The organism is Saccharopolyspora kobensis (assembly GCF_900108315.1).
GTDB lineage: Bacteria > Actinomycetota > Actinomycetes > Mycobacteriales > Pseudonocardiaceae > Saccharopolyspora > Saccharopolyspora kobensis.
In genome coordinates, this window is the sequence record NZ_FNVB01000007.1 from 179,937 (window position 1) to 199,189 (window position 19,253).

At 70.5% G+C, this 19,253-nt stretch carries 21 protein-coding genes; 8 read left to right on the top strand and 13 right to left on the bottom strand.

Annotated elements, in window-relative coordinates:
- Positions 1-132 precede the first annotated feature (132 nt).
- The 4 genes from C4T78_RS23655 to C4T78_RS23670 form a co-directional block, all read right to left on the bottom strand.
- Positions 133-1,104, bottom strand: a complete 972-nt coding sequence (locus C4T78_RS23655; RefSeq protein WP_093157460.1) for a sigma-70 family RNA polymerase sigma factor — start codon at positions 1,102-1,104, stop codon at positions 133-135.
- A 289-nt stretch (positions 1,105-1,393) separates the two neighbouring features.
- On the bottom strand, positions 1,394-1,819 hold the full coding sequence (gene dtd, locus C4T78_RS23660; protein ID WP_093355152.1) for a D-aminoacyl-tRNA deacylase: 426 nt from the start codon (positions 1,817-1,819) through the stop codon (positions 1,394-1,396).
- Positions 1,816-3,351 carry a N5-glutamine methyltransferase family protein gene (locus C4T78_RS23665; RefSeq protein ID WP_177247673.1) on the bottom strand — a complete coding sequence of 512 codons (1,536 nt, stop codon included), beginning with the start codon at positions 3,349-3,351 and terminating at the stop codon, positions 1,816-1,818. Before C4T78_RS23665 ends, dtd begins: the two co-directional genes overlap by 4 nt.
- 16 nt (positions 3,352-3,367) lie before the next feature.
- Positions 3,368-3,898 (bottom strand): GNAT family N-acetyltransferase, encoded by a 531-nt coding sequence (locus C4T78_RS23670; RefSeq protein WP_235863664.1) that lies wholly within the window; start codon positions 3,896-3,898, stop codon positions 3,368-3,370.
- A gap of 107 nt (positions 3,899-4,005) precedes the next feature.
- Between C4T78_RS23670 and C4T78_RS23675 the strand changes: the two genes are divergently transcribed.
- The gene (locus C4T78_RS23675) at positions 4,006-4,563 is read left to right on the top strand and encodes a GNAT family N-acetyltransferase (protein ID WP_093355147.1); all 558 of its coding nucleotides are present in this window, start codon (positions 4,006-4,008) and stop codon (positions 4,561-4,563) included.
- Positions 4,564-4,571: 8 nt separating this feature from the next.
- Here the strand turns inward: C4T78_RS23675 and C4T78_RS23680 are convergent, their stop codons facing one another.
- The 4 genes from C4T78_RS23680 to C4T78_RS23695 all read right to left on the bottom strand — a co-directional run bounded on the left by C4T78_RS23680 (position 4,572) and on the right by C4T78_RS23695 (position 7,970).
- Entirely contained in the window at positions 4,572-5,477 is a 906-nt protein-coding gene (locus tag C4T78_RS23680; RefSeq protein WP_235863663.1) for an aminoglycoside phosphotransferase family protein, read from the bottom strand.
- Between the two features lie 39 nt (positions 5,478-5,516).
- On the bottom strand, positions 5,517-6,341 hold the full coding sequence (locus C4T78_RS23685) for a hypothetical protein (protein WP_093355143.1): 825 nt from the start codon (positions 6,339-6,341) through the stop codon (positions 5,517-5,519).
- A gap of 111 nt (positions 6,342-6,452) precedes the next feature.
- Positions 6,453-7,337 carry an NAD(P)-dependent oxidoreductase gene (locus C4T78_RS23690; RefSeq protein ID WP_093355141.1) on the bottom strand — a complete coding sequence of 295 codons (885 nt, stop codon included), beginning with the start codon at positions 7,335-7,337 and terminating at the stop codon, positions 6,453-6,455.
- Between the two features lie 246 nt (positions 7,338-7,583).
- Positions 7,584-7,970 carry a tautomerase family protein gene (locus C4T78_RS23695; protein ID WP_093355138.1) on the bottom strand — a complete coding sequence of 129 codons (387 nt, stop codon included), beginning with the start codon at positions 7,968-7,970 and terminating at the stop codon, positions 7,584-7,586.
- A gap of 67 nt (positions 7,971-8,037) precedes the next feature.
- Here C4T78_RS23695 and C4T78_RS23700 point away from each other — a divergent pair, with 67 nt between their 5' ends.
- The 3 genes from C4T78_RS23700 to C4T78_RS23710 are packed head-to-tail and all read left to right on the top strand — an operon-like array spanning position 8,038 to position 9,737.
- The gene (locus tag C4T78_RS23700) at positions 8,038-8,508 is read left to right on the top strand and encodes a MarR family winged helix-turn-helix transcriptional regulator (RefSeq protein ID WP_093355136.1); all 471 of its coding nucleotides are present in this window, start codon (positions 8,038-8,040) and stop codon (positions 8,506-8,508) included.
- A 51-nt stretch (positions 8,509-8,559) separates the two neighbouring features.
- On the top strand, positions 8,560-9,141 hold the full coding sequence (locus tag C4T78_RS23705) for an HhH-GPD-type base excision DNA repair protein (RefSeq protein ID WP_093355131.1): 582 nt from the start codon (positions 8,560-8,562) through the stop codon (positions 9,139-9,141).
- Positions 9,142-9,191: 50 nt separating this feature from the next.
- On the top strand, positions 9,192-9,737 hold the full coding sequence (locus tag C4T78_RS23710; protein ID WP_093355127.1) for an RNA 2'-phosphotransferase: 546 nt from the start codon (positions 9,192-9,194) through the stop codon (positions 9,735-9,737).
- Between the two features lie 31 nt (positions 9,738-9,768).
- Here the strand turns inward: C4T78_RS23710 and C4T78_RS23715 are convergent, their stop codons facing one another.
- Positions 9,769-10,440, bottom strand: coding sequence for a lysophospholipid acyltransferase family protein (locus C4T78_RS23715; protein ID WP_093355124.1), 672 nt, complete (start codon positions 10,438-10,440; stop codon positions 9,769-9,771).
- A gap of 156 nt (positions 10,441-10,596) precedes the next feature.
- Between C4T78_RS23715 and C4T78_RS23720 the strand changes: the two genes are divergently transcribed.
- Together C4T78_RS23720 and C4T78_RS23725 are read left to right on the top strand one after the other, a co-directional pair.
- Positions 10,597-10,920, top strand: a complete 324-nt coding sequence (locus C4T78_RS23720; protein ID WP_093355120.1) for a DUF3099 domain-containing protein — start codon at positions 10,597-10,599, stop codon at positions 10,918-10,920.
- Between the two features lie 49 nt (positions 10,921-10,969).
- Entirely contained in the window at positions 10,970-11,218 is a 249-nt protein-coding gene (locus C4T78_RS23725; RefSeq protein WP_093157479.1) for a DUF3039 domain-containing protein, read from the top strand.
- Between the two features lie 65 nt (positions 11,219-11,283).
- On the opposite strand, the gene C4T78_RS23730 is transcribed toward C4T78_RS23725, so the two are convergent.
- On the bottom strand, positions 11,284-12,387 hold the full coding sequence (locus C4T78_RS23730; protein ID WP_235863662.1) for a YihY/virulence factor BrkB family protein: 1,104 nt from the start codon (positions 12,385-12,387) through the stop codon (positions 11,284-11,286).
- A 294-nt stretch (positions 12,388-12,681) separates the two neighbouring features.
- Here C4T78_RS23730 and C4T78_RS23735 point away from each other — a divergent pair, with 294 nt between their 5' ends.
- Together C4T78_RS23735 and C4T78_RS23740 are read left to right on the top strand one after the other, a co-directional pair.
- Positions 12,682-14,457 carry a DEAD/DEAH box helicase gene (locus tag C4T78_RS23735; protein WP_093355116.1) on the top strand — a complete coding sequence of 592 codons (1,776 nt, stop codon included), beginning with the start codon at positions 12,682-12,684 and terminating at the stop codon, positions 14,455-14,457.
- Positions 14,458-14,781: 324 nt separating this feature from the next.
- On the top strand, positions 14,782-15,990 hold the full coding sequence (locus tag C4T78_RS23740) for a cysteine desulfurase-like protein (RefSeq protein WP_093355114.1): 1,209 nt from the start codon (positions 14,782-14,784) through the stop codon (positions 15,988-15,990).
- A 145-nt stretch (positions 15,991-16,135) separates the two neighbouring features.
- Here the strand turns inward: C4T78_RS23740 and C4T78_RS23745 are convergent, their stop codons facing one another.
- The 3 genes from C4T78_RS23745 to ppgK form a co-directional block, all read right to left on the bottom strand.
- Positions 16,136-16,321, bottom strand: a complete 186-nt coding sequence (locus C4T78_RS23745) for a DUF7455 domain-containing protein (protein ID WP_093157581.1) — start codon at positions 16,319-16,321, stop codon at positions 16,136-16,138.
- 467 nt (positions 16,322-16,788) lie between these two features.
- Positions 16,789-18,174, bottom strand: a complete 1,386-nt coding sequence (locus C4T78_RS23750) for an RNA polymerase sigma factor (protein ID WP_093157484.1) — start codon at positions 18,172-18,174, stop codon at positions 16,789-16,791.
- Positions 18,175-18,426: 252 nt separating this feature from the next.
- Positions 18,427-19,185 carry a polyphosphate--glucose phosphotransferase gene (gene ppgK, locus C4T78_RS23755; protein WP_093157485.1) on the bottom strand — a complete coding sequence of 253 codons (759 nt, stop codon included), beginning with the start codon at positions 19,183-19,185 and terminating at the stop codon, positions 18,427-18,429.
- Positions 19,186-19,253: the final 68 nt, after the last annotated feature.

Here is a 19,253-nt window from a genome sequence, read left to right on the forward strand (position 1 = left end):
AGGAAAGCGAGAAGTTCTCCTGGGCGTCACCACCGCACCGTGGGGGTCTGCGGGGCTCGGCCCCCGCAAAATCATCTAAAGGGGCGAATGGTCTGCGCTTTCCGCAGACACACCACTCCCGTCGACGCCCCTTTAGCTCGCGTAAGCCCGCAGCCGGTCGGCGCGGTCGCCCTGCCGGAGCTTGGACATGACCTCGCGCTCGATCTGCCGGACCCGCTCGCGGGACAGGCCGAACGACTTGCCGATCTGGTCCAGGGTGCGCGGCTGGCCGTCGTCGAGGCCGTAGCGCATCCGGATCACCGACTGCTCCCGCTCCTCCAGGGTGGCCAGCACGCGGCGCAGGTCGTCCTGCAGGAAGCCGGAGATCACCGCGTTCTCCGCGTCCGCGGATTCGGCGTCCTCGATGAAGTCACCGAGCGGCGCGTCCTCCTCGGCACCGACCGGCATGTCCAGGCTCACCGGGTCGCGGGAGTGGTCCATCAGGTCGAGGATCTTCTCGACCGGGATGCCTGCCTCTTCGGACAGCTCTTCGTCGGTGGCCTCCCGGCCGAGCTTCTGGTGCAGGTCCCGCTTGATGCGGGCCAGCTTGTTGACCTGCTCGACCAGGTGGACGGGCAGCCGGATGGTGCGGCTCTGGTCGGCCATGCCGCGGGTGATGGCCTGCCGGATCCACCACGTCGCGTACGTGGAGAACTTGAAGCCCTTGGTGTAGTCGAACTTCTCCACCGCGCGGATCAGACCCAGGTTGCCCTCCTGGATCAGGTCCAGCAGCGGCATGCCGCGGCCGGTGTAGCGCTTGGCCAGGCTGACCACCAGGCGGAGGTTGGCCTCCATCAGGTGGTTCTTGGCTCGGCGGCCGTCGCGGACCACGGCGTTCAGGTCGGAGCGCCGCTCCGGGGAGAGGTTGTTGCTGGTCTCCAGCAGGTGCTTGGCGAACACCCCGGCCTCGATGCGCTTGGCGAGGTCGACCTCTTCCTGTGCGGTGAGCAGCGCGGTGCGCCCGATGCCGTTGAGGTAGACGCGCACCAGGTCTGCCGATGGGCCCTGGGTGTCCAGGTCTTCGGTGACTGCGACGTCTGGCTTGGTGGTCTGCGGGACGGTCATGAGCTCCCTCCCTGACGGGCTGGCTTGGCGGGCGCAATTCACACCTGCGCGCCGTTGCGCGGTGCGTTGGACGCGTACGCTCGTTGGTACGGGCTTGCGCGTCGACGTCTCCTCCGGGTGTTGTCGATCGGTGCCCCCGGCACCTCTCGGCATGGCCGTCGAAGCTTCGTTACCTGGAAAACGACCGGCGTGCCGAATTCGTTCCCGAAGTTCTCGATTGGGAGACGTCATGGCGGTCACATCGGTTGCGCCACCAAGTCTGAGGATTTCCTGAGAGCCCCCGTTACATTTACACCTCAACCAAAAGGGTGAATGGCCCGTCGTTGACGCTCTCCACCGACATCATCGCCCCGAACACCCCGGTGGCCACCCGCGCGCCCCGCTCGCGCAGCTCCGCCACGACCGCTTCGACCAGCGGTTCGGCGTGCTCCGGGCGGGCCGCCTCGGTCCACGAGGGGCGCCGCCCCTTGCGGGTCGAGCCGTAGAGCGTGAACTGGCTGACGACGAGCAGCGGTGCCCCGGTCGTGGCGCAGGACTCCTCGTCGCGCAGCGCGCGAATCTCGTGCAGTTTGCGGGCCATTTTGACGACTTCTTCACGCCCGTCGGAATGGGTCACACCCAATAGCACTAACAGCCCGGGCTCTTCGATCTTGCCCGCGACGACACCGTCGACCGTTACCGAGGCGCGAGTGACCCGAGTGGCGATTGCTCTCATTGCGCACCATCCGCCCATTCCGCCGGAACGACCATTCCGTGCCGGACGAGCTCCCGGACCACGGGCACGGCGGCGCGCGTCAGCTCCTCGGCGTCCTCGCCGAATCCCATCGCGAGCAGTTCGAGGAGCTCGCCGAGCGGCAGCGCACCCCGGCACCCGGCGAGCAGCCGGACGCCGAGTTCGTCGACCTCGTGCTGCCAGCCCGGGCCGTCCGTGCGGTGCAGCCGGTGCACCAGCGGGCTCCAGCCCTCGTCGCCGGGCTCGGACACCTGTTCCAGCACCGTGCTGTCCGCGGTGACCAGCCGGGACGCCAGCAGGGTCTCGGGCGACCCGTTGGCGCGCAGCCAGTCGACGCGGCGCAGCCACTGGTCGGACTCCGGGCCGAGCGGGTCGCTGAAGGCGTGCCGCAGGTCCTCGCACACGACCTCGCCGCGCGCGGCGTCGGTGCGGCGCAGGGTGACGAACCCGAAGCCGATGCCGAGCACGTCGTTGGCCTCGAACCAGTCCAGCCACTCGCCGGCCTTCTGCAGGCCCTGCGGGGAGCGCAGGTCGTAGCCCGCGTCGCGCAGCCAGGTCCCGACGTACAGCGCCGGGTCGGCGACGTCGCGCTGGACGAACCACGCGTCGACACCGGCGCCCGGGGGCAGCCACCGGGAGACCCGGTCCTCCCAGTCCTCGCCGTCGCGGTGCACCCAGGAGGCCAGCAGCTGCCCGGTGCCGCCCTCGTTGAGGAAGGAGGGCAGCTGGCGCACCACCAGCGCGCTCGCGTCGTCACCGGCCAGGCCGGAGTCGCGGTAGGTGAAGTCGGTGCGCGGCGGCCCGACGACGAACGGCGGGTTGCACACCACCATGTCGAACCGGCGGCCGCGCACCGGGTCGAACCACTCGCCCTCGCCCAGCTCCACGTCGATCTCGTTGAGCCGGAACGTCGCCTCGGCCAGCGCCAGCGCGCGCTTGGAGACATCGGTCGCGGTGACGCGCTGGGCGTGCGTGCTCGCGTGCAGCGCCTGCACGCCGCAGCCGGTGCCCAGGTCCAGCACGGAGCCGACCGGTCGGCGGGAGGTGGCCTGCACCAGGCTCAGCGATGCGTGCCCGACGCCGAGCACGTGGTCGGGCTCGACCGGTCGGCCGCCGCGCAGGTCGGAGTCGAGGTCGGACACGACCCACCACGAGTCGTCGCCGACGCCGTGCGGGCGGACGTCGAGCCCGGCGCGCAGCCGGTCGCCGTCGGCGACGACGAGCCCGGCGGCCTGCGCATCGGACAGCGGCAGCGGGGCGAGCGCGGCCTCGACGGCGGCCCGCGGCTCGGCCAGCCCGAGCAGGAACAACCGGATGAGCGTGCCGAGCGGCCCGGCGTCGGCCGTGGCGCGCAGCGCGGGTACGGGTTCGCCGCGGCCCAGGGCGATGTGCGCTTCCGGGCCGAGCAGTTCGACGACGCCATCGGCGTCGTACCCGGCGGCGCGGAAGGCGTCGCGGAGGCGGTCGATGCGGTCGTGGGACAGGTCTGGAATCACGCCCCGATCCTCCCGCATCCGCCCGCCGCCGTGGTCAGAGGTGGTGCGCGGGCCTTTCGTAGACGATCTCCAAGCCGTCCTCGTCGTCCCACTGCTCGCCGACCTCGGCGAAGCCGTACTGCGAGGCCAACCGGTAGGACGCTGCGTTGTCCGGGCTGATGGTGACCCGAACCGTGCGCACCTGCGGTTCCCGGGCCGCGCGCCGGAGCAGCGCCTCCAGAGCTGCGCGCGCGTACCCGCGCCGGCGGTGCGCGGGATCGACGGCGTAGCCGATCTCCACCATCCCGGATTCATCGGGCGGTCCGTGGTACCCGGCCCGTCCGACGGCCAGCTCGCGCTGCACGTCCCAGATGACGCCGGTGACCCAGGCCGCGCTGCCCGGGTCCTCCGCGACCTGCTCGCTGCGCCGGAGCCACACCCCGCGCCATTCCGGGCCGGCGAAGTAGGGCGGGAGGGGCACCGGGCTCGCGGTGTTCGCCGCGGCCGGATCGCCAGCGGCGAGCGCCTGGAACGCGGGCCCGTTCAGGTGCACGATGCGCACCTCGGGAAGTGAGGTTCGGTCCACCGGCTCTCTCCGTAAGTGGGCGGGGCAACGCCGAAAACCGCTTTACTCCGCCGTCTCCGTGCGCAATTCTTCGCACGGTTGCTCGATCGGGTTTCGGAAGGTTGCGAATGTTCTCGATTTCCCTGGGGGATGACAACGCGGTGCTCCGCCCGCTGGAGCCGTGGCGCGCAGCGGAGTTCCTGGCCCACATGGACCGGGGGAGGGAGCTCATCGGGCAGCACATCGGGCTGGCCGACGCGGTCACCGACCTGGCTTCGAGCCGCGCCTTCCTCCAGCAGTACGCGGAGAAGGCGGCGACCGACACCGGGCGGATCTTCGGGATCTGGGTCGCCGACGAGCTGGTCGGCGGTGTTCTCTTCCGGACCATGGACGTCCCGCGCGGCACCGCGGAGGCGGGCTGCTGGCTGGAGCCGTCGGCGGTGGGCAAGGGGCTGGTCACGAGGGCAGCGCGGGTGATCATCGACTGGGCCGTCGAGGAACGCGGCATTCACCGGGTGGAGTGGCTCGTCTCGGCGGCGAACCACGCCAGCATCGCGGTCGCCAAGCGGCTGGGGATGGTCAAGGACGGCGTGCTGCGGGAGAGCGGTGTTCACCGGGGCGAACGACAGGACCTGGAGGTCTGGTCGGTGCTGGCACCGGAGTGGCGGAGCCGGCAGGCCGGCTGACCGAGGGCTCACGCCTCCGCCAGGACGCGGTCCAGGGTGCGCCGTCCCAGCGAGCTCATGCTCGGGTTGCTCTCGGCGTAGTACCAGACCAGCCCCATCGCCTGCTGGAAGGCCCACGCCCTGCCGCGCTCCCATTCGAGGGAGCCGCACCCGAGTTCGGCGCGGAACACCTGCCGCGGTTCCGCGTCGAACAGGTGCCAGGCGGCGACCAGGTCCAGCGCCGGATCGGCCGGGCCCAGACCGCCGATGTCGATGACCCCGGTCAGCCGCCCGCCGGACATCAGCAGGTTGCTGGGGATGAGGTCGCCGTGCGTCATGACGTCACCGGCCGAGCCGCGCGGGAGCTCGCGCATGGCCCGCCACGTCCGGCGGAGCAGCGCGACGTCCAGGAGCTGCTCGCTGTGCTCGAAGCAGGTCTCCATCCAGGCGTCGTGGGATCGCAGAACACCGCCGCGCCCCGTTCCGGAGAACGTCCGGCCGCGGGTGTCGATGGTGCGGACACCGCGGATGAACTCGGCGAGGTCGCCGGCGAACGCCGCGGACTCCCCAAGACCGTCGACGACCACCCCGGGCACCCAGGTCTGCACCGACCACGGCAGCGGATAACCCGCCCCGGGCTCGCCCAGCGCGATCGGTTCGGGCGTGCGGAAGCGCGTGCGCCCCAGCAGCTCCCGAGCCGCTGCCGCCTCGGCTTCGAGTTCGGCCCGCTTCGCCCCGGCTTCTCCCGGTTCCAGCGGGAACCGGGCCGCGAACCGATCACCGATGCGGAAGATCGCGTGGACCGTTCCCCGCGAATCGACGCTGCTGACGGGCAGATCCCGCCATTCGGGGAACTGCGCGTCCACCAACGCCCGCACCATTTCCGGTGACACGGTCAACTGCCCGGCGTGCATGTCCACACCGGTCAGCCTCACACGCCGCGATCACCACCCGCAAAGCATTTTCGGCCGCGCTCAAGCCGGTGCGAGCTTGTAGTGCAGGCGCACGACCCGGGCGGACCACAGGTGCAGGGCGTGGTCGGTCCGGAGGGTGCCTTCGTCGTCGACGTAGACGTGGAACGTCTCGTGGATCGGGATGCGGGCGGCGTACGTGCGTCCGTCGTCCTCGACGACAGCGTAAGCCCCGTTCTGGCCGAACCTCCCGGGCGGGGAGCGCAGCTCCAGCGCGCCGTCCGGCAGCGCGACCGGTTCGAGGAGCACCTGGATGTTGCCCGATTCGAGCGGGAACGCCACGTGGACGCTCGGGTTCCGCGCGCCCGGCAGCAGTTTGGTGGAGTAGCAACCGCTGTAGACGTACTCGCCGGTCGATCGCAGCGTCCGGATCCACGCGGCGGCCTGCTGGTCCCCATCGGACCCGAGGATGGGCACGACCCTGCTGTCCATGCCGCGGGCCACGTCGAGCGGGCGGGTGGGCAGCGCGAGCTGCCGCACGCGGCGGCCGAACAACCGGGAGACGAGTTCACCGCCGGGCTGGAACACCGCGTTCCACTGCGTCCACACCTCCATGCGCCACCGGGAGGTGCGCTCGTAGAAGTCCCGGATCTCCGGCCGCAGGTCGGCCGCCCGGAAGGTCGGGCCGTCCAGCTGGGCCATGTCCGCGAGCAGCCCGGCGCCATCGGCGGAGTCGCTGCCCGTGGGCAGCCATCCCGCACCGACCTGCGAGCTGTCGTGCATGGGCGCGTCCAGCCACTGCTCCGAGCCGTCGAGGTCGACGGGCCGACCGCGGAAGCGCCAGTAGCGGCGAGTGCCCCGATCAAGCCACGACATCAACGAACTCACCCGCCCAGCGTGCCAAAGCCGCTCGCGCCGTGAGCGCCGATGCCCGGGAAAGGCTCTTTATCGGCGCACCAGGTGCCCCGGCCGAGCGGCGGGGCACCTGGCGAGTCGGTCCTACTGGCGCTTCAGGAGCTCGAAGAGGCTTGAGAAGCCCTGGTCGCCGTGTCCGTCGGCGATCCGGCGGTCCATCAGCTCCTTCACCTCCCGCATCCGCACCGCTTCCACGCCGAGGGAGTCCCGGTGGCTGATCATGTCGTCCATCAGCGCGGCCTGGACGTTGAGCGGACCGAGGTCGGGCGCGTACTCGCCGCTCTTGACCGCCTTGCTCATCGAGGTCAGCAGCGGCGGGAAGGCGGCCAGCGAACCGGCGAAGCGGTCGGCGAACTCCACGACGTCGACCCCTTCGGCCTGGACCAGCCGGAGCGTGTGGAGGAACCCGATGAGCAGCTCGTAGGACGCCGCCACCTGGGCCATGAACTCCACGGCGGCCGAACCGGCGTCCTCGCCGTGGTAGGCGATGGTGCCCAGCTCCCGCAGCGTGGACTCGTGGGCGTCGAACGCCTGCCGGGAACCGCTGAACGGGAACATGATGTTCGGCGTTCCGACGTACGGCGGGTCGCCCATGATCTTGCCGTCGACGTACTCGGCGCCGCGCTCGCTCGCCCACCGCTCGGTGGCCCGGGCCTGGGAGGGCGAACCGCTGGTGACGTTGACCAGCACCTTGCCCGCGACCGAGTCCCCGACGGTGCTCAACACCTCGTCGACCGCAGTGCCGTCGAGCAAGCAGATCACCACGAGCGGACTCGCCGCGACGGCCTCCGCCGCGGTCGCGGCCGCGGTGGCACCGGCGTCGACCAGCGGCGTGGTCTTGCTCGCGGTCCGGTTCCAGACCGTCGTGCGGTACCCGCGGTCGACGAAGGTCCTGGCGATCGCCGATCCCATGTCGCCGAGTCCGAGCACGGTGACCTGGCCCGCGGCACCTTCGGCAGTCGTTGTCATGTCGTTCCTTCCCGAACCACGATCGAGCTTTTCGCCGATCCGACTGCGAGCAGCCTCCAACTTCCAGCAAAGTCGAGGTCAAGAAGAAGGTCGATCGGGTTTTCCGCGCACCTGCGACGCCGCGTGCCAGGATGGGGCCATGCTGGACGAGCCCGACCGCACCGACCGGCAAGCTGCTCAGCGAAGACGCACTCCGCCGCAGCGCCGGCTGAGCGCCCGGCCGCTTCGGGGCGTTCGGCGGGCTCGCTACGAGGTGACGACCACTCCGCCGATGCCGGTGCGCTCGGCCGGGGTGCCCACGAGTTCGACCGTCACACCGGCGCGGACGCGTTCACCGAAGACGTCGACGATGGCGTCGGTGACTCCGGCGACGAGGCGGGCGACGATCTCGTCGGCGTCGGGTCGGCTGAAGGCCGCTTCCCGGATGCCGAACGTGACGCTCGGCGCGGGTGCTTGTGCGGGCTTGCCGCCGATGCCCCACCGGTTGGGCGGCATGCCGATCAGCCGCACGACCGCGATGCTCCGGGCCCACTCGCCGTAGACGGCGACGATCGCATCGGTCAGCTTCTCGATCAGCTCGGTCTCGCGGCCGGTCAGGTCGCTTTCCAGCACGTGGACGTCGAGGTGGGGCACAGCACCCTCCGAGGAATGTTTGGAAGCAAATTGAATTTGGAAGCAAAGCTATTGGGAGGCCGTGCGGATGTCAACGCCTGACGCCACCGATGACGCGGTCAGGGAGTTGCTCCTGGTGATGCCGAGGCTGGTCGGCAGGATCAAACGCCTGCCGCTGCCCGAACAGCTGAGGTCGCTCGACCTGGCGCCGAGGCATCTGTCGATGCTGTCCCTGCTGCTGCTCGACGGGCCGTTGACCGTCTCGCAGCTCGCCGGAGCGCTGGGGGTGGCGCCGACCACGGTGAGCCTGATCGTCAGCGAGCTGAGCCGCAAAGGCGTCCTGGTGCGGCACGAGGACGACGCCGACCGCCGTCGGCGCATCATCGACATCAGCCAGGACAGCCGCCCGGCCATCGCCGAATGGTTGTCGCCGGGCGCCCACGCGTGGCGGCACGCGCTCGAACCGCTGAGCCCAGCGCAGCAGCGGACGTTCGTCGACACCTTGCTCAGGTACGAGGAGGCCTTCGCCGCGACGAAGACGGAGCCGGAGGGCGACTAGCGGAGCAGCGGACCCGGGTGCGGCCGAAGCGCTGCGTGCGACGATGGGCCCATGCCGAAGAACCTCAACCTGACCGGTGACGCCGAGGCCGACAAGTTGCTCAGCGATGACCCGTTCGCGCTGCTCACCGGGATGCTGCTCGATCAGCAGGTGGCGATGGAGGTCGCTTTCGCCGGACCGAGGAAGATCGCCGAGCGGATGGGCGGGTTCAGCGTCACCCGGATCGCCGAGTCCGATCTGGACGAGTTCGTCGAGCTGTGCGTGCAGAAGCCCGCCATCCACCGGTACGGCGGGTCGATGGGACGCCGGGTGCACGCGCTGGCGCAGTACGTCGTCGAGCACTACGACGGCCGTACCGAGGCGATCTGGACCGAGGGCGACCCGGACGGCAAGGAAGTCCTCAAGCGGCTCAAGGCGCTGCCCGGCTACGGCGACCAGAAGGCGCGGATCTTCCTCGCGCTGCTGGGCAAGCAGCGCGGCGTCGAGCCTGCCGGGTGGCGGGAAGCCGCCGGGGCCTACGGCGAGGACGGCTCGCGCCGGTCGATCGCCGACGTCGTCGACGAGCAGACCCTCAACGAGGTCCGGGCCTGGAAGAAGGAGCAGAAGGCCGCCGCCAAGGCCGCCAAGGGCTGATCGAAAACCCGTCGACGCTGTTTCTCCCGGGCGGTTAGCGTGGGCCCGTGATGGACGAGCAGCGGCTGGTGCGGATTTCGAAGTACCTGGCCAAGCACCTGAGACACCAGCCGGAGCGGATCGGCGTCGAGCTCGACGCGAACGGCTGGGTGGACGTCGAGGTGCTGCTGGCCGCCGCTGCCGCGCACCGGTTCCCGATCTCGCGGGCGGAGCTGGCCGAGGTCGTCGCGAGCAACGACAAGCAGCGCTACGTCATCGACGGCGACCGGATCCGGGCCAGCCAGGGCCACTCGGTCCCGGTCGACCTCGACCTGCCGGTCAGCGAGCCGCCCGCGTTCCTGTTCCACGGCACCGTCGGCCGCAACCTCGCCGCCATCCGGCAGGAGGGGTTGCGGCCGATGGGCCGCCAGCACGTCCACCTCTCCACCGACCGCGAGACCGCGCAGCGGGTGGGAGCGCGGCGCGGCAGGCCCGTCGTCCTGGCGATCCGCGCGGGCGCGATGCACGAGGCCGGTCACGAGTTCCGGGTCAGCGCGAACGGGGTCTGGCTGACGGCGCACGTCGCGCCGTCGTTCATCGACTTCCGGGGCCCGTGAGCGCACCGCCGGGCGCTCACGGGCGCGGGTATCAGGCCGCTGCCGCGCCGGGGCGCTGGTAGCGGTCGACGTACTCCTGGTCGGAGAGCTCGGCGATGGCGTACATGATCTCGTCGGTGATCGAGCGCAGCACCGGCAGCGAGCTGTCCAGCCCCGAGTAGCGCTTGAAGTCCAGCGGGTCGCCGAAGCGCACCGAGACCGGGTGCAGGCGCGGGATCTTCTTGCCGCGCGGCTGGAGCTTGTCGGTGCCGGTCAGCGCCACCGGCACGACCGGTGCGCCGGTGCTCAGCGCGAGCCGCGCGACGCCGGTGCGGCCCCGGTACAGGCGGCCGTCAGGGGAGCGGGTGCCCTCCGGGTGGATGCCGAACGCGCCGCCGGCGCGCAGCACCTTCTCCGCGGCTTCCAGCGACTCCTTCGCGGCGCGCCCCTTGCCCCGGTCCACCGGGATGGCGCCCCAAGTGCTGAACAACCACTTCATCAGCGCGCCCTTGGCGCCGGTGCCCGTGAAGTACTCGGCCTTGGCCAGGAACGCGACCGGGCGGGGCAGCACCAGCGGGACGATGAAGCTGTCGAGCACGGCGAGGTGGTTCGGCGCCAGGATCACCGGACCGGTGGTCGGCACCTTGTCCGCGTCGATCACAGTCGGCCGGTAGATCGTCCGCGCCACCGCGCCGACGACCCGCTTGCTCACCGCGTACAGCATTCGACCTCCACGTATTGATCCCGTCCGAATCTAACCGGTCGAGGTTTCGCGCGTGCGTCGTGCCGGTCAACCTCGGGACCGGAGCTCCGACTTCGCGCGGCACCCAGGGTGTTGGCGGCGGCGATCGAGTGGGAGCATGGAAGTGGAGGTGGCGTCGTGAACAGCTCACATCGTGACGACTCCCCGGTGCTGATCACCGAGGCCCAGCCGTCCTTGGACGATCAGCAGGCGCTGCGTCGCCGCAAGTACGCGATCATGATGGCCAGCCGGGTTCCGTGCCTGGTGCTGGCCGCCGTGGTGTTCCAGGTGTGGCAGCTGTGGTGGTTGTCACTGATCATCCTGGCCATCTCGATCCCGCTGCCGTGGATGGCGGTGCTCATCGCCAACGACCGGCCGGTGCGCAAGAGCGAGAAGGTGAGCCGGTTCCGGCACTCGCACCACGCGCTGGAATCGCGGGAGCACCAGGTCATCGAGAGCTGACCGGCGCGGGGCGGAACCGCCCGGGCCGGTCGTGCGGCATCATTGGGACATGAGCACGATGACGCTGCCGGAGACCGATACCCGGACCGAGACCACTGATCAGACCAGTGACGACCGTCCGGAGATGTTCCACTACGTGCAGAAGGACAAGATCGCCGAGAGCGCGGTCATGGGCACGCACGTGGTGGCGCTGTGCGGTGAGGTGTTCCCGGTCACCAAGTCGCCGAAGCCGGGTTCGCCGGTCTGCCCGGACTGCAAGGAGATCTTCAACTCGCTGCCGCCCGGCGGCAAGGACTGACTCCGCACCGCTGCCGCGCGGTGGTACCGGAGCCTGTTCGAGCGGCGGAAACCGCGGGCAGGTTCTCAGCCACCGCGCGGTTCGGTCTGCTTGTGCGGCGGTTCCGGCAGCGGCACGCCGTTGCGCGGTAGCTCCGCCGCGTCGTCGTCCGGCTCCTCGCGCGGGGCCGGTGCACGTGCTTCGGGCGCGACCGGCTCTTCCGGCGCGGTGTCCTCGGCCTGGCCGTTGCGCCACGCCCGGTAGCCCTCTTCGGTGTGCATGCGCTGTTCGAGGCGCCGCATCTCCAACCGCCGCCACCGGCGCCGCTCCCGGCGCGTCATCTTCGCCGGGTACATCTCCTGGATCGCGTTGTTGAACTGCGCGCCCATGATGATCGCCAGGCCGATGAAGAACGCGAACAGCAGGAACGCGATCGGGGTGGCCAGCGCGCCGTAGGTGTAGCCGGTGCCGGTCACCCACGTGATGTAGAGCCGCAGGCCGATGCTCGAGCACAGGAACAGCAGCATCGCCAGCAGCGCGCCGGGCAGCCCGCGGTGCCAGGGCAGCTTGCGCGGCACCGCCACCTTGTACAGCGTGGCCAGCGCCACGACCAGCCCGAGCGCGGTCGCCGGGTAGTAGAAGATCTGGATCAGCCAGGCGATGTCGTCCTGGTAGTCCCGCGGGAACACCGTCGGCAGCCAGTCCGGGCCGAGCGCGATGACCGGCAGCCCGAACACCGCCAGCACCAGGCACACCAGGTAGAGCAGCAGCGCGAAGATCCGCTGCCACACGCTGTTGCGCACCAGGTACTGGTTGTAGGCCATGGTGATCGAGTCGACCAGCGAGGCCAGCGCCGACGACCCGGCCCACAGCGACAGCAGGAAGCCGACCGAGACGATCTCGCCCTTGCCCTTGGTCAGGATGTCGCCCACCGTCGGCCCGATGATCTCCCGCACCACGTTCTCGGTGAACACGGTCCGGGAGAAGGCCAGGATCTTGTCGTGCACCGCGTCGACGACCGACGGGCCGAACCAGTCGCCGAGGAAGCCCAGGCTGCCCAGCAGGCCGAGCAGCAGCGGCGGCATGGACAGCGTCTGCCAGAAGGCGGCGGCCGCCGACTCGGAGAAGATGTTGTCCCACCAAGCCTTGTCCAGGGTGCGCGCGATCAGGCGCAGTGGCCCTCGTCGCACCGGGGCGTCCCGTGGTGCGGCGGCTGCACTGCGCCCCCGGCTTTCTGGCGAACTCGGCGAACCCATGGCACCCATAAGGATGCTGCATCGGTCCCGGCGATGAGCGTCGACCCGGAAAAACGGTGTGTCGCATTCGTCTCCACGGCCTTGCCGGTGGAGATCGAACCGCGGAGGTAAGCTGCACGGCGGCCCGCAGCGAGTTGACCGATGTCGGAGTGGGCGTTCGCGGGGCGGTGCAACGACTCGCCCTCGCCATTCAGGTAGGGGAGACCTAGGAAGGAGCGGCGAGCCGGCGTGTCCGAAGCGCAACTCGACAATCCCGTCCGATCAGTGCTCAGCGAAGCCCCGCAGGCTGCTTCCCGACCGCTCCGCGCGTGGCAGCGCAGAGCGCTCACCAAGTATCTGTCGACCAAGCCGCAGGACTTCCTGGCCGTCGCGACGCCGGGCGCGGGCAAGACCACCTTCGGACTCCGGATCGCCGCGGAGCTGCTGGCCGACCGCACGGTCGAAGCCGTGACCGTCGTCGCGCCGACCGAGCACCTCAAGCACCAGTGGGCGCTGGCCGCCGCCGGCGCGGGCATCGCGCTGGACCCGAACTTCCGCAACGCCGACGGCATCACCTCCAGCGACTACCAGGGCGTCGTCGTCACCTACGCGCAGGTCGCGGCGCACGAAGCCCTGCACCGGGTGCGCACCGAGCGCCGCAAGACGCTGGTGATCCTCGACGAGGTGCACCACGCCGGTGACGCGAAGTCCTGGGGTGACGCGATCCGGGAGGCCTTCACCCCGGCCGTGCGGCGCCTGTCGCTGACCGGTACGCCGTTCCGCAGCGACGACTCGCCGATCCCGTTCATCAGCTACGAACCCGACGCCGACGGCTCGCTGCGCAGCCGCCCCGACCACGCCTACGGCTACTCGGACGCGCTCAACGACGGCGTCGTCCGGCCGGTGGTCTTCCTGGCCTACTCCGGCGAGGCGCGGTGGCGCACCAGCGCCGGTGACGAGTTCAGCGCCCGCCTCGGCGAGCCGCTGACGGCCGAGCAGACCGCCCGGGCCTGGCGCACCGCCCTGGACCCGTCGGGCGACTGGATCCCGGCCGTGCTGCGGGCCGCGGACACGCGGTTGGCGCAGCTGCGCAAGGGCGGCATGCCCGACGCCGGTGGGCTGGTGATCGCCACCGACCACGTCACCGCCAAGGCCTACGCCAAGGCGCTGCAGCAGATCACCGGCACCGAACCGGTAGTGGTGCTCTCCGACGACCCGCAGGCCTCCGGGCGGATCGCCGAGTTCTCCGAGTCCGACGACCGCTGGATGGTCGCGGTCCGGATGGTCAGCGAAGGCGTCGACGTGCCGCGGCTGGCCGTCGGCGTGTACGCCACCAGCGCCTCGACGCCGCTGTTCTTCGCGCAGGCCATCGGCCGCTTCGTGCGATCCCGGCGGCCGGGGGAGACGGCCAGCGTCTTCCTGCCGAGCGTGCCGGTGCTGCTGGAGCTGGCCAGCCAGCTGGAGACCCAGCGCGACCACGTGCTGGGCAAGCCGCACCGGGAGAAGGACGGCTGGGACGACGAGCTGCTCGCCCAGGCCAACCGCAAGGAGGACGAGCCCGGCGAGGAGGAGAAGGCGTTCACCTCGCTGGGCGCCGAGGCCGAGCTGGACCAGGTGATCTACGACGGTTCGTCGTTCGGCACCGCGGCCTTCAGCACCTCCGAGGAGGAGCAGGACTACCTCGGTCTGCCGGGTCTGCTGGAGCCCGACCAGGTGCGGGCGCTGCTGCGGCAGCGCCAGTCCCAGCAGCTCGACGACGTCGCCAAGCGCGAGGCCGAGGCGAAGGCGGCCAAGGCCGCCGAGCAGGCCGAGCAGCGCGCGAACGCGAAGCCGCAGAGCGTGCAGGAGCGGCTGCAGAAGCTCCGCAAGGAGCTGAACACCCTGGTGTCGCTGCACCACCACCGGACCCGCAAGCCGCACGGCAAGATCTACAACGAGCTGCAGAAGTCCTGCGGCGGCCCGCCGACGGCGATGGCCACGATCGAGCAGCTCGAAGAGCGCATCGCCACCCTCCGCTCCTGGTAGGGCTCGACCGGCTCCTCGCCTTCACGCGTGGACGCGGCTGCGGAGCAGCTCCGCGCGACGCTCGCAGCCGCGCACCTCGCTCGGGCGGAGCTCGGTCGAAGCGTTGCGGGCGGAGCACGACTCCGGAGTCAGCGCGAACCAACTCGCCCAACACGTCCACGGTCTGATGTCCGGTGCGCGCGTTGGAGGGCGATCGGAGCGGGACGGCACCCGCTGATCGACGAGCGCCACGAATGGCTCGGATCCCGCCGGAACCGTAACCCGCCCCGAACGGCGCAGCGCGATCGGTTCTGCTGGCCGGTCCGGTCTCCTAGGGTCGGGGCCATGGCTTTCGACGTGGAGAAGGTCCGGGCGCAGTACCCGGCGCTGGCCGATGGCAGGGCGTGGCTGGACGGAGCGGCGGGCACGCAGGTGCCGCAGCCGGTGATCGATGCCGTCACCGACGCCTACCGGGTCGGGATGTCGAACGTGGGCGGTCCGTACGCGTCCAGCCGCCGGGCCGGCGGGATCGTCGCCGAGGCGCGAGCGGCGGTGGCCGACCTGGTCGGGGCGCGCGATCCGGCCTGCGTGGTGTTCGGCCCGAGCATGACCGCGCTGACCTACCGGTTCGCCGCGGTGCTGGCCGACGGCTGGCGGCCCGGCGACGAGGTCGTGGTGACCCAGCTGGACCACGACGCCAACGTCCGGCCGTGGATCCAGCACGCGCAGCGCGCGGGCGCGTCGGTGCGGGTGGCGGAGCTGGATCCGGCGACCGGTGAGCTGCCCGCGCAGCGCGTCACCGATCTCATCGGCGAGCGCACCAAGCTGGTCGCGGTCACCGCGGCGTCGAACGTGCTGGGCACCATGCCCGACCTGCGCACGATCACCGACCGGGCCCGCCAGGTGGGCGCGCTCTCCTACGTCGACGGCGTGCAGCACTGCCCGCACGCGCACGTGCAGCTCGCGGAGCTCGGCGCGGACTTCTACGCGACCAGCGCCTACAAGTGGGCGGGACCGCACCTGGCCGCGGTGGTCGCGGGGGACCCGTGGTCGCTGGAGAACCTGCACCCGGACAAGCTCAAGCCGTCGCCGGACACCTCACCGGACCGCTTCGAGCTCGGCACCAACCCGTTCGCCGCCATGGCAGGCGTCGTGGCCGCGGTGGAGCACCTGGCCGGGCTGGATTCCGACGCCGACGGCAGCCGCGCCGACCGCCTGGCGGTCTCCCGGCGCGCTGTGGTCGCCCACGAGGAGGCACTCGCCGGAGTGCTGTTCGACGGCATCGCGGCCCTGGACGGTGTGGTGCGCTACGGCGCTCCGCAAGGCCCGTGCACGCCTACGGCCTTCTTCGGCCTTCCCGGCGCGGAACCCCGGCAGGTGGCCGAGCGGCTGTCAGAGCGGGGTCTCAACGTCTCCCACGGCCATTCCTACGCGTGGGAGGCCGTGCACGCCCTGGGCATCGGTCCGCAGGGCGGGGTGCGCGCGAGCCTGTCGCACTACACCGACGAATCCGACGTCCGCCGCCTCCTCGAAGCCCTCGCCGACCTCACCTGACACCCGAGGCCCGATCGGCAACAGCAGTCGCGCCTGTTGCTCGGCCAACCGCACCGCCACGCAAGGTGGACCTGGAAACCCTCGAAAACGGGCCGTGCCCCCGCAGGAAGCCTGCGGGGGCACGGCCATCTCGTCTGACGGGTGTTTACTGCTCGTCCTGCTGCAGGTCGGCCTGCACGTCGCGCAGCCCGGCCTCGTACGCGCGGGCGTGGTGCCCGCAGAACAGAAGCTCCCCACCGGATGGCAATACGGCGCGAAGCTTGGCAGCGGCCCCGCAGCGGTCGCAGCGGTCGGCGGCGGTCAGCTCGGGGCGGGTGAGCGTTCCCGGCATAGTGATCTCCCTCCGTCCCGGCGTCGGAAACATCCGACGCCCTCGATCCTGCTACGACCACCGGTGGCCCACTGGCTGCGGGGTCGGTGCTCGTGGCTCCACTCTTCCAGACGCTTGGGCCGTAGTCAGTGTTCCCGCGCCGACCGGCGACGGTCGTCACCATTAAGCACCCGGTTGCAGCAGCGTCGTGCGCGGAACGTGATCGAATCCGCGAAAACCCTTGTGACTAGGGAAAATGACGGCGCCGCCGCGATCAGCGCGAAGTCCGGTGTTGATCTGATTCCGGACATTCGGTGTTTCAGATCACAGAACGGGCGCTGTCCGATGCGCGCCGTTTCCGCTGGAAGCGAACAGCGAATCCCATCAGTCGGACCGCTCGAGCCGCCGAATGGACGCCCCGGTCCGGGGTCGAACAGCAGCGAGGGCCGTCGACCGGGTGGTCGACGGCCCTCGCCGGGTCCTGCTGATCAGTCCAGGTAGTCGCGGAGCACCTGGGAGCGCGACGGGTGGCGCAGCTTCGACATCGTCTTCGACTCGATCTGCCGGATCCGCTCGCGGGTCACGCCGTAGACCTGGCCGATCTCGTCCAGCGTCCGCGGCTGACCGTCGGTCAGGCCGAAGCGCAGCCGGACCACGCCGGCCTCGCGCTCGGACAGCGTCGCCAGCACCGACTGCAGCTGGTCCTGCAGCAGCGTGAACGACACCGCGTCGACCGCCACCACGGCCTCGGAGTCCTCGATGAAGTCGCCGAGCTGGCTGTCGCCCTCGTCGCCGATCGTCTGGTCCAGGGAAATGGGCTCCCGGGCGTACTGCTGGATCTCCAGCACCTTCTCCGGGGTGATGTCCATTTCCTTGGCGAGCTCCTCGGGCGTGGGCTCGCGACCCAGGTCCTGGAGCAGCTCGCGCTGGATGCGGCCGAGCTTGTTGATGACCTCGACCATGTGCACCGGGATGCGGATGGTGCGGGCCTGGTCGGCCATGGCGCGGGTGATGGCCTGCCGGATCCACCAGGTGGCGTACGTGGAGAACTTGTAGCCCTTGGTGTAGTCGAACTTCTCGACCGCGCGGATCAGGCCCAGGTTGCCCTCCTGGATCAGGTCCAGGAACGCCATGCCGCGGCCGGTGTAGCGCTTGGCCAGGCTGACCACGAGCCGGAGGTTGGCCTCCAGCAGGTGGTTCTTGGCGCGCTCGCCGTCCCGCACGATCCAGCGCAGGTCGCGCCGCATCTGGGTGGTCAGCTGCTCGCCGGTCTCCTCGATCTGGCGGATGCGCTCGGCGCCGTAGAGGCCGGCCTCGATGCGCTTGGCCAGCTCGACCTCTTCCTCGGCGTTGAGCAGCGCGACCTTGCCGATCTGCTTCAGGTACGCGCGCACCGAGTCGGCGGAGGCGGTCAGCTCGGCGTCCTTGCGCGCCTGGCGCAGCGCCTCGGACTCCTCCTCGTCCCAGACGAAGTCACCGGACTCCTTGGAGTCCTCGTCCGGGACCGGCTCCTCCGGGATCTCCACCTCGACCTCGGCCAGGTCGCCGACGTCCGGGGAGGTCAGGTCGGTCTCGATCGGTTCGTCGATCTCCATGCCCTCGCCGCTGCCCTTGGCCGAAGCCGACTTGGTCGTCTTCTTGGCCGGGGCCTTGGCGCCCTTCTTGGCCGCCGCGGGCTTCGTGGCGGTCTTGCGGGTCGTCGACTTCGCACCCGTCGAGCTCTTGGTGCTCTTCCGCGCGGCGGTGGTCTTCGGCTGCTCGGAAGAAGCAGCCGCCTCCGAAGCTGGGGTGGCCTGGGACTGGCCCGACTCGGACTGGGCACCGCCGGCTGCGGCGGAGCTGGAGCGTCGGGTTGCGGTTTCTGCGGCTGCCACGTACGCCCTTTCGCGACGGTCGATCAGGGCTGGCCGGAGGGCGCGAAACCTCGGCCGCCAAAGGTCGGGGAACAACCCACCGGATTCCAGTCCCTCCGGAAAGGGGAGAACACCAGGTGATATCGGTGTTTTCGCCTTGTCGAAGGGCCTCGATCCGAGCGGGCCGTGTTCCATTGTAACTGCGATGCGGGGGTGCGGTTCCGCTGCAAGGCGGAGTCCGCGTGCCCCATCGTGTGCTAGGCGACCGTCAGGTCAGGCGTTGCCGCTGGTCGCAGCGGTGGCGGCGCCGACGATGCCCGCGTCGTTGCGCAGCGCGGCGGCGACGACCGGAGTTCGCGTCTCCAACAGCGGAATCCACTTGTGACCCTTCTTGCTGACCCCGCCGCCGGCGATGATCAGGTCGGGCCACAGGAACTGCTCCAGCGCCTGGACGTACCGGGTGACCCGCGGGGCCCACTCCGGGTAGGACAGGTCGAGCTCGTCCTTGACCGACGCGGCGGCCTGCGTCTCCGCGTCGTGGCCGTCGACCTCGATGTGGCCGAACTCGGTGTTGGGCACCAGCCGGCCGTCGATGAACATCGCGCTGCCGATGCCGGTGCCGAAGGTCAGCACCACGACCAGCCCGCGGTGCCCGGCGCCCGCTCCGGCGCGCATCTCGGCGATCCCGGCGGCGTCGGCGTCGTTGAGCACCACGACGTCCTCGCGGGCCCGGCCGAGCCGCTCGGCGAACAGCGCCTGCGCGTCGGTGCCGATCCAGCCCTTGTCGATGTTCGCCGCGGTCAGCGCGGTGCCGTCCTTGACGACGCAGGGCAGCGTGATGCCGACGGGGCCGGTCCAGGAGAACTTGTCGACGATCTCGGCCACCGCATCGGCGACCGCGGACGGCGTCGATGGCTGCGGGGTGGGAATCCGCATGCGCTCCTCGGCCAGCACGCCGCCTTCGATGTCGACCGGACATCCCTTGATGCCGGACCCGCCGATATCCACGCCGAAACCGCGGGCAGTCCCCATGGCCGATCCTTCCTATTCGATTCAGATCGAGGTGTGCAGACCTTAACCGGGTTGTGTTGCGATGTGGG